Raw genomic sequence first — 16780 nt, forward strand, 5'->3', positions numbered from 1 at the left:
TTGTAAATAAATGTGCTAATTAACTATTCTGTAAATCCATAAAGCTTGATTCCGTCGATGTTCATTCTTGAGTTATTTCCATCTGGTCCACTAAATACCCATTGAACCATTAAGCTGTCACCATATTCAACATCAGTTAAATCTTCATAATCTAATACAACAACAACTTCTTCTAGAGTGCTTTGAGTACCTTCAGGCATTGTCCAAACATTAATCCATGTTGTCCCACCATCTGCTGAAACTTCAAATGATAAAACTCCTAATGTAAGACTTCCATAGTGAGCATAATTGAACTCAATTTGTGTTAAATTATTGTATGCATTATTAATTCTTGCATATCCAGGACCACGTCCTCTAATAGCCCAACTTCCAATTTTCTTATCATCAGCTAAGTTCCCTCTTACAGCCTCACTTAGGGTCCATTCTGTACCTTCATCATCCATGGTTCCTGTAGCATACGAAGTTTTAGCTGTTGAAGTCTCAAAACTTGTTTCATATAATACTACGGCTTGTGGTTCAGATGAATCAACATAATTAACTGTTACAGTTACAGAAACAGCTAACTCTTCTACACCTAATTTAAGTGTTAATGAAATTGTATAAACTGTGTTTTCAGTAACATCATCCCATACTTGTACTTCTTCAACAACAACGATTGCTCCAATTGGATCAGATATGATATCTTCAACTGTTATTGCTTCATCACCTAGTGAAGGTGTAGGAACTGCTGTTCCCATATCAAAAGTTTTACCTTCAAAAGTTTCTTCCATAATAACTTTTGCTGCTTCTAATTTTTCCATATCTGTTAATTCAACAAATTCGAATTGATTAACTGATATTGGGAAAAGTCTTGGCCCAAAATTCCAATCTACATGAATTTCAGTAATGTTAACGGTTTGTCCAACTACAGCATCTTTAAATAAGTCATTGATGACGCCTGAAGAGGTTCTTGCTCTAACGGTAATTGTTTTACCATCAAGTTCTATAACCATTTCTTGTCCGCTTGTAGTTACACTTACTACTTCACCACTTAAACTAACTCTTCTTCCTTGATATAAAACATTATCAAGAACATCTAGATCAGTAATTACTTCTGGTGCTGGTAATACAAAATCACCTTCTGCTGGTGTATATGTAGCACCTTGGGCAACCTGTATCAATCCATTGAAGTTACCAATTTTACCATCGACATGGAATATATCTCCAATTTCAACATCGATTGGTAGTGCTGGGTTGTGTAGAACAATTGTTCCAGTCTCATCTTCCATAAAAGCTTTGGACCAGTTTAGGAAAGTAGTATTCCATCCATCAAATCCAGTCACAACACCAACAAATAAAACTTCTTCATTAACTTCTTTAGCTGCTGCTTCAGCAATTGTCATAATAACAATTTCTTCCCATAAAGCAACTAAAGTTATATCTTCAGTTATAGGTGTATTGAAATCAAATAAATCTGTTTCTCCAAATAATGCCCAACCTAAGAAAGTAAAGCCTGCTCTTGTTGGGTCTGAAGGTTGAGTAACTAGTTCATCTTTTTCAATAGTTACGATTGTAGGCTCATCTGCATCATCATAATTTAAATCAAATGTCACGTCAACTGGCTCATCAACAGTAATAAACTTATGAACTTCAATAGACTTAACAGCTAATCTTAATGAGAAAGTTCCTGATTGTACTCCAGCAGATCTTACAAATAATCGAACATATACGTCACCTGTTAGATCAACTGAAATGATATTAGATGCTGAACTAGCAGTATCCCAAGTATCTTTAAAGTTCGTTCCATCTGTCCAAGTGATTCCATCATCTGAAGTTTGAATATAAATGCCCTCTGCAAAATCTATATTGTATTGTGCATCCGTTGTCCAGTTTTCAATATTGAATACTACTTTGTGTGCTCCGACAACTTGATTTTGAATTAACAAGTATGGACTGTTCCAACTATTTCCAGATCTAATTCCTAGTACAATTGCTGAATAGCTTGTGCCAGTCGGAGTACTAATGTTTGCATTCAATCTTGTAAATGTTTCTCCATTTACAATTGCATCCGTTGGTACTGTTACATATGAGGTCGCATTATCTAAATCATTAAAATCATAAGTCGTAACTTGATTGATAGCTGCTACCCATTTAGCATATAATGTTAAATCAGCTTCAACTTCTGTATCAACATCCCATTCTAATGTTAATTCAGCATCAGTAAACCAACCATCAAATGCGAAATCTTCTTTTATCATTGTTGGATATTCTAAAATTTTTCTTCCATCAACAACTTGAATTGTTTCAACTACATCTTCACCATCCATGAAAACAACATCGTGTCTTTCAAGATTAGGATCTGCTTCTACTGTAACTTGGCCAGAAACATAATAGCCAATTTGTGGGTTGTTGCTTGCCCAAGTTAATGGCGCATCAATAACATCAATTAAGTCGTCTACTTCAGCATTTGCTAATATGTTAGCTCCGCCTGTGATTGCAACTCTTGCATCCCATCTAATAACAATAGATTTTTCACCTAATGTAATTGTTACTGCAATGTTTCCATGTTGATCAACAGCTACATCACTAACTGTACCACCTGTAATTGAAACTAATTTACTTTGGTGAGTCAATAGTGCTGCTGGAGTCCAATCTAAATCTGTAATGTCAACTTTTAGAATATGAGCAGCTTCTGTTGTTACTTCAACCTCTACGATATTTCTCAATTGCTCTAATCCATTAAATGTAGATCTATATCCTTCAATAACAACAACTTTACCGAAAGCTGCTCTAATAGCATCAGCATTGTCAGTAGGGGTTCCACTACCAATAAATAATGCCATTGCTCCAGTTTCATCATGAAGGATAACGGTATCATTACCACTATAACCCACGACTGTACCTTTAACTTTAATATTATCAGTACTTGTTATCGCTAGTGCTTCTTCAATCGTTAATACTGGTAGTTCACCAACAAGAATTACTTTTTCAAATTCTTCTACTGCATCACCTCTAGTAATTGCTGCTGTTAATGTAACTGCAATTCTTTCACCTTCTACCGGTGTTACTACACCATCTGTCGAAATAACATCTTCATTATCAGATGACCACACAATCGTAGTACCAAATAATTCTGTTATTAAATCGATTGTCGTTTCTTCAACGGCTGTATTAGGTGTTGTCATCTGTAATGTTTGCTTAACTGCTGCTACTGCTTGTTCATCTGTCATTTCATGAACAATAACATCACCAATAGTACCTAAGAATACTGCGTTATAAATTAATCTGTCATCTCTTAATCCATACATAACAACATCAATAGTAACTGTTAATCCGTTTAATGGGGCTAATGCGGTATTATTTGAAGAGTAATAAACAACTATAGCTTGATCAGTATATGGTGGGTTACCTGCTCTTCTTTGAGCATCTATATCAGAATAATCTCCATCATAATCAACATCTACTAGGAATATACCATAATCATCAGCAGCATTTTGAACGTAAACTTTAGCTTCTAACGTTAAGTATTCCATTTCAAATATACTAGTAAGTGAATAAGTTGGCATTGTATCTGGTAAGTAAGCCGCAAGACTTTCGACAACAGTTGGGTTAACAGTTACTGGATCGCCTTCTTTTTCAATCAAAATGGTTGGTTGACGGCTAGATAAAGTGCCCGTACCATTAATCTGAATTACTCCATAGTAGTAAGCAAAGTTCCCGATAACATCATATAATTGGTCTTGTTTAGCGTTTCTATATGCATTGCTTTGACTACCGAATGCAAAGAATACACTACCTTCGCTATCAACAAACATTAATCCGTCATCTAAAATACCGATGACTGAAACATCTGTAATCTTAACGTATCTACGTTCGTTTGTTCCATCAACATCATCTAAATAATAAGCTTGAGCAGCTAAGAATGAATCGAACTCTTCGTATGGTTCTGCTTCAGCTAAAACTCTAATTTGAATTTCTTTTGTAGTTGTTTGTTCCTGATATGAAATTGTTGCTGTTAGAGTAACAATTTCATCAGATGCTTCTAAACCAGGTCTTGTGACCACACCAGTATTCGTAATATAGTTCGTATTAGAAGAAGACCATGTAACGCTTGCGTTATATAGTTCATCATAAATACCTTCAACTACGATGGTTGTAGGAAGCGTCATATTTTCAACAACTTCTGTCGGAGATAAGATTAATTGAGTACTTGCCGTATTTAATATATCTGTTACAGGCATATCAGTAATTGCTAATACGTCAACAATAAACTCTTTCTCTAAACTACCAATATATGCAGTTAAAATAACTCTAGCTGTACTTTGGCCATAAACTGGTCTTGTTACTGTACCATTGACTGCAATCGCCGCTGCAGATGATTCCCAGTTTACTGCTAAACCTAACGAAGTTGCTGGTAAAACAACATTTTTAGTAGTAGAATAAATACCCTCATCTTCTTCTAGGTCTTCACCGGTAATCACAAGTGCATCAATTGCTTCTTGTGGTGTTGTCGTCGCAGGTGCCATAATAACTTTAACGGTAAACTCTTTTGTATCACTTTCCTCACCTTTTGTTAAGGTTGCAGTCAATGTTACATTCGTGTCTACTGCCGGTCTTGTTACCACGCCAGTTTGAGTCACTATAGCAGGATGAGAAGTTGCCCAAGTAATCACAACTTCATTAATTCCGCTGGTAGGTAAAACCAAGTTTTGTGTAACACTGTTTGCATTATCGTTACTTGCGTACACGATTGCTAAAACTGTTTTCGCTTCTGCAACATCAGCTTCATCAGTGTTTCTACCTGAACAACCAGCAATTACAAAAACCGTAGTTAGTGTTAATATCATCATTAACAATAACTTAAATACTTTTGTTTGCCCTTTCATTTTTTAACCTCCATTTTTTATAAAAATCTGTTACCTTGTTTTATATGTTTTAAACCTTATTGCTTAAACTAATTTATGAACCTAAACTTGCCTCTGAATAGGCCCTATCTAGTGCTGCTTGAATATTACCATCACCAGTAATAATCATTTCGAACGCTAGACCAACTTCAGTTCTTGCTCTTGAAGATCCAACAAATGCAGGATCAAAGAAGAAATAATCTCTTTGTTGGAAAGCTGCTTGTGCAGATAATGCATTAGCTTTTTGAAGATCCGTCATCCCTGGTAAGGTTTGATTAAGGAAATTAGTATATCTTTCACTTGTAATTCCGCTTTCTCTAACTGGAATATATCCTGTTTGAATTGCAAAATCAACAGTAACATCTGCTCTCATCAAATATTTCAAGAATAACCAAGAAACAAGTTTTTGTTCCCTCGTACCTGAATCAGTTAAACTAATATTTGTCCCTTGTTGAATGACTGCTCTGTTATTAGGACTAAGTGCATTGTACGGTATTGGTGCTGTGCCTAATTCAAATTGATCTGCAACTGGTAAGCGTCCAATCTCGATTTGATTGTGGCGAACACCTGCAGATGATGAAATTGCAAATGCAACTTTTTGTTGTGCGAATGGAGTCGTTGCGTATTGTTGATCCCAAAAGTCAGGAACAACAAAAATATCTCTATTATCTTTCACAAACTGCATTGCAGCAAATGTATTTGCATTAGTATTCCATAGATATTGCCCACGGTATGTTTGTGGATTAATTGCTGTGTATGCACCATTAAATTGACGAGTAAATGTAATAAAACCATTACCATTTGAATCATATGCACCAGCTTTAACTAAATTTTGTTCAGTTGGATTTTTTGATTTACCAAATTCAATGAGTTGTGGTGCGATTGCAAACCATTCTTGCCATGTTTTCGGTAGATCTTCTGGATCAGTAATACCTGCATATGCTAAAGCATCCTTGTTATAGATTAATACTTCAGTAGACTTATTAAACGGTAACGAATAATATGTTCCACCTTGCAAGTACTGTTGGTTTTCTAAACGATAAGACTCTATAATGTCACTTAATGCATCAGCACCGTGTAATCCAAAAGTTCCATGTTCGATATATGGATTAAGATTCAAAATTGCTCCACCGTTTAAATATTCAGCTACATGATCCGGATAACCTTGAATCATATTTGGTAATTTTCTTTCAATAATTGCATTACTCATGTTTGCCTTAAGTGTGTCGTAATTTCCAGTTCCGTTTGGAACAATAACTTCAAAATCATAACCTAATGCTTGATATTCAGCTCTAAAATCTAGTGCTGCTTGTCTCATCCAAGTCGTAATATCTCCACCCATAGCATGCCATATTTCAACTTTAACAGGACCAGTTGGTAATGATGTTGGAATATCTGGACGAATAACACGTAGTGTGATCGCGATGTTTGCTTGAATTCCAGCTGCGTTGGTTACTCTTATTCTTACAGTATAAGTTCCAGGAACATCAAGGTCATAATGAACACCTTCTGTATCTCTGACTACAATATTCTCTGTAATATCTAATTCTTTATCTTCATTTTCCCAAGCAATTATATTTGCAAGTGGATTCCAAGTTCCGCTTCCAATATAGTATGTTTGGTTTAAATTAACACCTTCAATAATTGGTGGGCGAGCACTAGGGTCTTCTGACCTAACGGTTAATTCAATTGTTAAGGTTGCTTCTAACCCTTCTTTATCGCTAACAGTCAAAGTAATTGTATGAGTCCCTGGGCTGTCGTTTGTTTCTTCATCCCATCCTCTGACTATAATTGAACCTGTCAAATTACCATCACGGTCATCGTTTGCTGTAACACCTTCGAGTGGATCAAAATCATCTCCAACATCAATAACAACAGTTTTTCTACCGTCTGCATCGAAACCTTCACCAGTTAGCACTGGTGGTTTGTTTGCCACCGTAACACACGCTACTAAAACTAATGTAGAGAGTACTACAGTTAATAAAGTAAATATTTTTTTCATTATTTTCCTCCTTTTTATCCTTTCGTACCACTACGCCCGACGCCAGCCAAAATGTATTTCTTCAAAGAAAAGAATACAATTAATAAGGGGACTGTAACGACTGTTGTAGCAGCTAACTGCAAATTATACATCGGTCTTTGGTCAGCACCAACGCCGATTGAAAAATTCTCATTTCTTAATGCAACAGAAACTAATCTTGTTGCCTCCGTTCTACCAACTAATTGTGGCCAAATATATGCATCCCATGCACCAATTGAACTTAAAATAATAATCGTGATAATTGTTGGTGAAGCAATTGGGATCATAACTCTTGTTAAATACTTAAAATCACTACACCCATCAACTTTAGCTGCTCTATATAATGAGTCAGGTATTTGTCTAAAGGTTTGTCTTAAGAAGAATATATAAAATACACTTGCTGAGAATGGAACGATTAATGCATAAAATGTATCAATCCATCCAAGTCTACTTACAGTAATATAGTTTGTAATTGTGTACAATTCTCCTGGAATCATCATTGTCATTAGTAATAAGGAGAAAATGAAATCTTTTCCTTTAAAATCTAGTCTTGAGAATGCAAAAGCGGCTAGTACTGTAGTTATCACTGTGAAAAACATTGAAGTCAATCCAACAAAAACAGTATTTCCGATATATCTTAAAAAGTTGAATTCAGTTAATGCAATTTTGAAGTTAACCCATTGCATATCTGACAAACTAACAAAGAATGATGGGTTACTTGACATCGAAGACTCAGCATAAGTTTTTAATGCTGTAATAATCATCCAATAAAACGGAATAAAGATGAACAAGGCAGTAAATGATAGTGTCCCATATGTTAAAACCATTCTTACTATCTTCATGACAACATCTTTTCTTGTAATTTCATCTAATTCATCTTGTGTTCTAGTTTTATCTTTTCCGCTTTCTATTAAAGCATCTAGAGCAATTTTTTGATCAATACGCTCTTGCTTGCGTTTTTCACGATAAGCAATTAAAGCTTTCTTATCTTTTTCTTTTGTCTTCAAATACTTCTCATACTTCTCCGAGCCTTTGCTGACAAATAAATAAATTAGTGCCAAAGCAATAACCTTCAATCGTATTAATATCCACTTAAATACAAAGATAATCGCATTGAATATATTTAGAATTATTTGAATTATTTGTTTTGTAAGTATTCGTATAAATTTCCAAAATTTAATGCTTGTACTTTTTATAACTTGATAGGTTGAGATTAATCCTACTTTGATTGATTTCCCAGAATTAATAAACCCTTGTTTCATACCATACTCAGCAACATATAATTGAACGTGTCTTCCTAAATAAATTCTAACACTAGCGCTGAATGGATTTAAAGTTGCAATTTCAAAAGCTGATAATAAATATTGATGGCGATACGACCATTCATCAACTTCAATTGTCTTTTTATCTAGATATCTTTGAAAAGATTTGAATGTCATTGGAATTGTAACGATTAAAAACCCTACGAGTAAAGAAATTATTATATTCATTGTGGTTTGCACAAGATTAATACCAAAAATCAGTTCGTATTCGTAATTAATTGGATTTCTTTCCCATTGGGATCTTTCTGGAACATACATTACTGTAAATAAATAAATCACTAGTGTGATTGCAACCGCTATATATAGTAAATTGATTAGAGAGGCAACCAAATCAAGTTTTTTGATCTTAGGCGTAATACGTTTCATATTGATTTCCTCCTATTAATAGTGAACTCTACGTTTACCAACTTGAAGTTGGATCACTGTAAAGAACAATATAATGACGAACAAAATAATTGATGCAGCTGCGGCTAATGATAAATTACCTGGTTGCCCTGGATTTTCGAGGAAACTATAGACATAGAAAACAATAGTTCTCATATCAATAAATCCCGCACTCCCTGATGTGATTCGCCCTGTTACACCAATAATAGCAACGACCGATGAGTAAGTCTTAAAAGCTCCAATTAAAGAAGTAATTAAGATGTAGAAAATCATCGGTGAAATAAGTGGTACTGTTACTCTTCTAAAAGTTCTATATTTTGATGCTCCATCTATTTGAGCTGCTTGATAATATTGCTTATCAATACTTTGAATACCCGTTAAAAATACGATAATCTTAAAAGCTAATCCATTCCAAATTGTGTATAGTAATACCACGCTCATCGCATACCAGTAAATTGTTCCAATCCCTAACCATGGTATTGGTCCAAATCCTAACCATTTCAAGACCGCGTTTGCTAAACTTACTTGAGTATGCATCGTATGAATGTTTCCACTGAACATATAAGCAAATACAAGGCCTAAAGCAATGGAGTTCGTTACATAAGGAAGGAAATAAACTGTTTGAAAAAGTCCTTTTAGCGGTTTGATTGCGGCTAAAGCAACTGAAATTGCTAATGATAAAATAATCGTAATTGGCACGGAGATAAATGCAATAACTGCAGTGTTAATTACAGCTTGATAAAAATCTCGATGACTTAAAACGCGAAGATAGTTGTCAAACAATGTATATCCTGAAATTTCTCCAGTATAGATATTATATTGAGATAAAAATGAAATAAAGACTGAGTTGAATATTGGGTAAAAAGTGAAAATACCTAATACAATTAGGGCTGGTGACAAGTATATCATCGCACGGATGAAAGGTGGTAATTTAAAAAGGAATCCCAAACCTATTTTCATTAATCCTTTTTTTATGCCTTCACCAATTGACTGAGAGAAGTTTCTAACGTGCCATCTAGCAGAGGCAAGTTTAACTCTAAAACGAGTTTGCCTTTTTTGCATCATACAACAACACGCCCAGTTTCAATGTCAAATAATAACACTTTTCCTTTTTTAACACCTATTGATAGTTCATCTTTATCTAGAATACTGTCAGAATCAACAATTGCACGCACTTGAGAACCACCAAAATTAAATCGAATCATCGTGTCACGACCAATGACTTCAATTTCAACTTCATCATGTTTAAAATTAAAAACACCATTTTGGACGATTCTAAAGTCTTCTGGTCTAATTCCAATATTATACTTTCCGTCTTTAGCATTAGTTTTATCCAAGACTAATCCGTTAATTTTGATTTCTTTGTTAATAACTTCAGCTGTCGAAGTGTTAATCGGTGGACTTCCTAAGAATTTCGCAACAAACATGTTTTTTGGATTGTAATATATTTGTTGAGGACTATCCATTTGTTGTTCTTTACCAAAATCAAGAACAATCATTAAATCACTAATACTCATTGCTTCTTCTTGGTCGTGGGTTACAAAGATTGTTGTAATTCCCGTTTCCCTTTGAATCCTTTTAATTTCTTCACGCATCTGAAGTCTTAAACGTGCATCTAAGTTTGAAAGAGGTTCATCAAGTAATAACACGTCTGGTTTTTTCACTAAAGCTCGTGCAATTGCAACACGTTGTTGTTGACCACCTGAGAGTTCTGCAGGTTTTTTATCTAGTTGATCACTAATACCTACTAATTCTGCCATTTCTAGAGCTAGTTTTAATGCTTCTTCACGTTGAATATTCATGTTTTCTAACGGAAAAAGAATGTTTTGACGTACTGTCATATGTGGATACAAAGCGTAGTTTTGGAAAACTAACCCAATACCTCTTTTATCTGGTGAGACACGGGTGACATCATTATCCCCAAAATAGATTTTTCCATCTGATGGTCTTAAGAGCCCTGCAATCATATAGAGGGTTGTAGATTTACCACAACCAGATGGACCTAGTAAACTTACTAGTTGTCCAGGTGGAATAACAACATTTAGGGCGTCTACAGCTAAAGTCTCATTTCCTCGTTTATCAGTAAAGATTTTTGTCAGGTTTTCAAGTTTGATTGATAAACCAGCATTTTTTTCATTAATGTCGTTCACATCGAATACTCCTTTTCGTTTTTCTTAAAGTTCATAATTACAGCCAATCAAACCTACTTTACTCTCGCGAGAGTATAATATTTCATACATTTTATTGATTTTTTTTAGCAAAAAACGCTTATAGGACTCCCCATAAGCAGAATTTTATTAAAAATATTTACACATGTTTTGTGGTTGAAATATAATTAGTTCTTTACACATTAATCATTCACCTCATGTTTACATTTATTATACAACAATGAGCATAAAAAAACAATTGAAATTGGCTGTTATAAAATGGATTTTTACGCTTTTTTTCAAAATTAAAAATTGAAAGCGCTTTTAGTGGTAATTAAATTATAGTATGTTGATATCACTTTGTCAATTAAATAAGTTTATTTATGCTACTCTTTATTAAAAAAACACCTTTCGGTGTTTTCTTTTCATTTTCATACTTCTTTCAGTGCATTTCTAACGTAGTTAGGCAAGGCAAATGATCCTTGATGGACATCACCATTATAATATTTAGTTTCTAAACCTAAACTTGTAATATGTGCTTTTTTAAAATCTTTAATTGGATGATATTTTTTTGATGCAAATCCGAATAACCAATGTCCCGATGGATATGTTGGTATAAATGCTTGGTATACCTCAGCAATTGGGAACAAAGACTTAATCTTTTTATGTGCACGTTTCATTTCAGTAGATTCTTTTTCAAAATATGGACTTTCATGTTGATTGATTAAGATGCCATCTTCAGCAAGAACCCTCTTGCAGTTGGTGTAAAATTCCATTGAAAACAATCCTTCACCTGGTCCAATTGGATCTGTTGAATCTACGATAATGAGGTCATATACCTTTTGTGTGTTTTTGACATAAGCTAACCCGTCTTCAAATTTCAAAGAGACTCTAGGGTCATTTAGACCTGTTGTTGTGATTGTAAAGTACTCTTGGCAAACTCTGACAACTCGTTCATCAATCTCAACCATATCAATCGACTCGATTGTTTGATATTTTGTCAGTTCTCTAACACTGCCACCATCTCCACCACCTATAACCAGTACATGCTTTATGTTTTGATTAATTGACATTGGTGTATGAACAATCATTTCATGGTATATAAATTCATCTTTTTCATTTGCCATCATAATGCCGTCTAACGTGAAGAATCGTCCCAACTCAAAAGAATCATAAACTTCTAGCTGCTGAAATGGTGTAGTTTCACTATGCAAATGTTCTTTAATTCTCACTGAAAACTTGATATTTGGTGTCCAATTCTCTGTAAACCACTCCATATATCTTACCTCCTATATCATGTGTGGGATGTTCATACCGTAAAAGATTTCTGCAATCTCTCTATTGATATCTGTACGTATTTTTTCTTTTTCTAAATCCGATAAATCATCGCTAGTTATATTAAAAATATAATTGTTTAGAACAAATTGGTTTAACATCATTTTTGTGTGAAATATATTTGAATGATCTAAATTAATATCAATCGATGTGTACTTTTTCAATACGTCTGAATCTATATAATCCTGTATTGAACTTATTTGATGATCCATATAATGTTTATTACCTTCTAGGTCACGTGTAAATCCACGAACACGATAATCCATAATAATAACATCTGAATCAAAACTATTAATTAAGTAATTTAAAGCTTTGATTGGTGATATTTTACCACATGTAGAAACATCAATGTCGACTCTAAACGTTGAAATGTTCTGATCTGGGTGACTTTCAGGGTAAGTATGCACGGTTAAATGGCTCTTATCCAAATGTCCTACAACACTTTCTTTTTTGGGTACACAACCTTGATTGCAAGATGGGTCTAGAGAAGTTGTTGTTAAAGGCTCTTCTGAAATCAAAATTGTAACACTTGCACCTTGTGGATCGTAATCTTGTTTAGCTATGTTTAAAACATTGGCGTCAATAATGTTTGTAACGTCAGTGAGTATTCTTGTAAGTCTTTCAGAATTATATTGCTCATCTATATATTCGATATAAGCTTTTCTTTCAGCTTCTGTTCTTGTATAGCAAACATCATAGATGTTGAAACTAAGTGTTTTTGTTAAATTATTGAATCCATATAATTTTAGTTTTTCCATTTGTTTTTTGTGCTCCTGTTTAGTATATTTAAACCCTGTGTTTAGTAGACCGAAACTATTTTATCACAAATCAAAATAAATGCAATCCTTTTATTAAAAATAAAAAGGCCAATCGGCCTTTCTAGAATTCACAATTTTTTGGTGTTCTTGGAAATGGTATAACATCTCTAATGTTTTCAACACCAGATAGATACATAATCAATCTTTCAAATCCAAGTCCATACCCAGCGTGAACACAACCACCGTATCTTCTTAAATCAGTGTACCATTTAAGATCCTCTTTAGGTATGTCCATTTCTTCCATACGCTTCATGAGCATATCATAGCGTTCTTCTCTTTGAGAACCGCCAATTAACTCGCCACTACCTGGAACTAAAAGATCCATAGCTGCAACCGTTTCATTATCATCATTCATTCTCATGTAAAATGCTTTTATACCTTTAGGCCAATCTGTTATAAAAACAGGGCAATCAAAATGTTTTTCAGTCAAGTATTTTTCGTGTTCAGTATTAATATCTTGTCCATGCTTTGGTAGGTTTTCAAATTTAGTATTGCTTTTAATAAGGATGTCAATCGCCTCTTTATGCGTAATTTTAACAAACGGTTGTGTTAAGACTTTCAACAGTCTATCCGTCAAACCTGGCTCGACAAACTTATCGAAAAACACCATTTCCTCAGGAAGTTTTTCAAAGACATATTTAATGATGAATTTGACCATATCTTCAGCAACATCCATATTTTTATTTAAATCTGCAAATGCCATTTCTGGTTCAATCATCCAAAACTCTGAAGCATGTCGAGTTGTATTAGAGTTTTCAGCTCTAAAGGTTGGCCCAAATGTATAAACATTCTTAAATGCTAATGCAAAAGCTTCAGCCTCTAATTGACCGGTTACGGTTAAGTTTGTTCTTTTTCCAAAGAAATCTTTTTTGTAATCAACTTGTTGATCTTCATTCATCGGTACTTTGTCTAGCGGAAGTGTAGTGACGTTAAACATTTGCCCTGCACCTTCCCCATCGTTACCGGTAATAATTGGCGTATGAGTGTATATAAAACCTTGACTTTGGAAAAACTCATGAACTGCAAATGCAGCTACGCTTCTTAATCTAAAAACAGCATGAAAAAGATTGGTGCGCATTCTTAAATGCGCAACCTCTCTTAAAAATTCTCTAGAGTGTCTTTTTGGTTGTATTGGATAATCTTCTGGAGAATCACCTAGCAATTCAATATAGGTTGCTTTAACCTCAATAGGCTGTTTTGCATCAGGGGTTAAAATTAACTCACCTTTAACTAGGATTGAACTTCCGACTCTTATTTTTTGAACATCCTTAAAATTTTTCAACTTTGAGTCTTCATAAACCACTTGAACACTGTCAAAAAATGTTCCATCATGAAAATTGATAAACCCAAACTCTTTTTGAGCTCTATTGTTTCGTACCCAACCAAACAATGTTATTTCTTTCCCTATATATTTTTCTGTTGTTCTAAACAATCCTTTAACTGTTGTTTCCATATAATACTCCTTTGTTATGCGATTCTATTTAAAAAATAAAAGCCCCTAGATTAATATCTAAGGACGTAATTATACGCGGTACCACCTTAGTTCTAGAATAAAATTCTAGCCCTTAAAACCTTTAACGCAGGTGTACGGATAGTTCTACTTTCCAGTGGATTTCTTCTATCTCTCAGAGTGTTTTTCATGATTTGGTTTTGATTGGGCTTACACCATCCCCAACTCGCTAACAAAACGATAAATCATTACTCTCTCGTCATTGATTTCCTATTTATTATATATTTTTTTATAGCGTTTGTCAATTGTCAGTATCTTCTATTTCTTCTTCGATTTCTTCAACTTCATCTTCTTCAATTAAATCGAATTTTGCGCTTGAAATATGCTCAAATCGACGATTAATCTTAGAGCTTGTTGTATGAACTTGGTCAGCTGTTTTAGAGACGCTTTCAATTGATCTTTTGAGTTTGTCCCATCTATCAGTATAGCGTTTAAATTCTTCACCCAATTTTGCTAATTCTTCGATAATAACTTTTGCTTGTTTGTCTCTTTCAAGATTATTAACAACAAGTTGAATCATCGTCAATGTGGAAATAAGTGTTGTAGGGGAAACCAACCATACCTTGTTCTTTGATGCATACTCAATCAAATCATCGTGATATGCAGATATTTCAGCGAATATCGCTTCAGCCGGGATAAACATAAACGCTTGATCTCCAGTCTCGTTAAAAATAATATATTTATTTTTAATATCGTTAATATGTTTTTTTACATCATTTTTAAACTCTTTTTCTGCTGTTTTGCGGTCAGCATCTCCTAAAGCACGATTGACCATACGCTTATAATTGTCAAGTGGAAATTTAGAATCGATTGCAACCATATTGATTGGGTCTGGTGCGTAAACGACTGCATCGGCAATAAACCCGTTACTCATGGTTTTTTGTTTTTCATAAAGTTCTTTGTTATCGCCTAAAACTGCTGATAGCAATGAATATAATTGAACTTCTCCATAAATACCTCTTGTTTTTTTATCCGTTAATAGCGTATTTAAAGAAACAACTTCAGTTGATAAACTTTCAATTTTCTTTTGTGCTTCATCAATTTTACTTAATCTTTCAACGACATTTACGAAAGTTGCTTCTGTTTTTTTAAATCCTTCTCCAAGTCTATTTTCAACTCGATCGTTAATCTCTTTCATTTGTCGATCTATATGAAGCATCATGTGATCCTTAAATGTATTTAAATCGTTTTGATTACTCTTATTGGCTTCGCTAAATAATTTGCCCATTTCAAATTTTAACTCTCCATATTCTTTTTGAAAGTAAATTTTTAGGTCGCTTTGATTTTCTCTTTGGTCTTCTGACATATCAATTTTGTTGTTTTTGCTTTTATGCATAACAATAATAATATATATTGCTAAAACAACTAGAATCGCTAATAAACCAATAATAATATAGTCTTCCATACTTGCCGCCCTCCTTAAATATCTTCAAGATAATAGATATGCACAATATCGTCTCTAATTTCTACATAAAATGCAATATATGTTTCTCTTGATAGAATGATGTCATTTACCGATGTAATAAAGCCATCGTCATTTAATGCTCTTGAGTAGTTTCTTTGATCTTTTTCATCAACTAAAGCGTGTTGATATGCTCTACTGACTAAATCTGTACAATAGTACTTATATGACATATCTAAGAAATATAAGAAATTGTATAGATTCTTGTCAACTTTATCTGTTGCATAGTCAACTGCATCATCAAGTTGAGTTTGTGTAACACCTTTAACTCTTAATCCGATAAACTCTCTTCGATATGTTGACCCATAATACTGATAATCGGGGTCGCTTTCATTTCTATACATTGGGTTTAACCAATAATTAGATCTTGTTAAATTAACGGTCGCACTATAATCGTGTGGTTGATCTCCAGGATGCTTTATAAAATCCCATACGGTTTCATCTTCATCAGGAAATCCAACAGCCTCAACAAATCTATTATCTCCGTTGTTTATAGCGGCATGTCCCCCAAAATAAAAAGTTATAAACTGATGAACAACTGGTATACCAGGAAATGGAGATTTATCTGTCATGAAAATATCACCCTTTTGTCCTAGGTATTTTCTTGACTCATCATAAAATACACTTCGTGTATCTTCTAGCTCATAGGATGTTTCACGTGAAACTTTATAGTATCTTCTTGTTTGAAAAATGTTACTGACATATTCGAATTCTTCTTCATATTCAAACACTGCTCTACTTTTGAATGCTTCTATAGCTCGATTGCTTCTAATATTTTCAGAAACAGCGACACCAAGAGAATAAATCATCCCAGCAACGATTAAAATCAAGATTAATTTTAATACTCTTAAAAAATTGAATCTTCTTTTTTTTCTAGACTTCATGCTCATCACCAATTT

The 16780-nt window shown here is 33.9% G+C and carries 10 protein-coding genes and 1 other annotated feature; all 10 genes read right to left on the reverse strand.

Going from position 1 to position 16780, the window contains the following annotated elements; all coding sequences use genetic code 11:
• Nucleotides 1–23: 23 nt before the first annotated feature.
• Nucleotides 24–4865 (reverse strand): InlB B-repeat-containing protein, encoded by a 4842-nt coding sequence (locus tag QJ521_RS01340; protein ID WP_282838607.1) that lies wholly within the window; start codon nucleotides 4863–4865, stop codon nucleotides 24–26.
• 73 nt (nucleotides 4866–4938) lie between these two features.
• Nucleotides 4939–6885, reverse strand: a complete 1947-nt coding sequence (locus tag QJ521_RS01345) for an extracellular solute-binding protein (protein WP_282838608.1) — start codon at nucleotides 6883–6885, stop codon at nucleotides 4939–4941.
• A gap of 14 nt (nucleotides 6886–6899) precedes the next feature.
• Complete coding sequence (locus QJ521_RS01350; RefSeq protein WP_282838609.1) at nucleotides 6900–8591, reverse strand: carbohydrate ABC transporter permease; 1692 nt, start codon at nucleotides 8589–8591, stop codon at nucleotides 6900–6902.
• Between the two features lie 15 nt (nucleotides 8592–8606).
• A complete protein-coding gene (locus QJ521_RS01355; RefSeq protein WP_282838610.1) occupies nucleotides 8607–9674 on the reverse strand; it encodes a carbohydrate ABC transporter permease in 1068 nt (355 codons plus the stop codon).
• Nucleotides 9671–10759, reverse strand: coding sequence for an ABC transporter ATP-binding protein (locus QJ521_RS01360; protein ID WP_282838611.1), 1089 nt, complete (start codon nucleotides 10757–10759; stop codon nucleotides 9671–9673). The genes QJ521_RS01355 and QJ521_RS01360 overlap by 4 nt, the downstream gene beginning before the upstream one ends.
• 428 nt (nucleotides 10760–11187) lie before the next feature.
• Nucleotides 11188–12033 (reverse strand): polyamine aminopropyltransferase, encoded by an 846-nt coding sequence (gene speE, locus QJ521_RS01365; RefSeq protein WP_282838612.1) that lies wholly within the window; start codon nucleotides 12031–12033, stop codon nucleotides 11188–11190.
• 12 nt (nucleotides 12034–12045) lie between these two features.
• Nucleotides 12046–12849: an adenosylmethionine decarboxylase gene (gene speD, locus QJ521_RS01370; protein WP_282838613.1), complete on the reverse strand. Its 804-nt coding sequence runs from the start codon at nucleotides 12847–12849 to the stop codon at nucleotides 12046–12048.
• Nucleotides 12850–12970: 121 nt separating this feature from the next.
• Nucleotides 12971–14362, reverse strand: coding sequence for an asparagine--tRNA ligase (asnS, locus tag QJ521_RS01375; RefSeq protein WP_282838614.1), 1392 nt, complete (start codon nucleotides 14360–14362; stop codon nucleotides 12971–12973).
• A 56-nt stretch (nucleotides 14363–14418) separates the two neighbouring features.
• Nucleotides 14419–14631: a binding site (T-box leader), on the reverse strand.
• Between the two features lie 29 nt (nucleotides 14632–14660).
• Complete coding sequence (locus QJ521_RS01380) at nucleotides 14661–15824, reverse strand: DNA recombination protein RmuC (RefSeq protein ID WP_282838615.1); 1164 nt, start codon at nucleotides 15822–15824, stop codon at nucleotides 14661–14663.
• Between the two features lie 14 nt (nucleotides 15825–15838).
• Nucleotides 15839–16765, reverse strand: coding sequence for a YiiX/YebB-like N1pC/P60 family cysteine hydrolase (locus tag QJ521_RS01385; protein WP_282838616.1), 927 nt, complete (start codon nucleotides 16763–16765; stop codon nucleotides 15839–15841).
• Nucleotides 16766–16780 lie beyond the last annotated feature (15 nt).

The organism is Peloplasma aerotolerans (genome assembly GCF_030012175.1).
Lineage (GTDB): Bacteria > Bacillota_I > Bacilli_A > Acholeplasmatales > Acholeplasmataceae > Peloplasma > Peloplasma aerotolerans.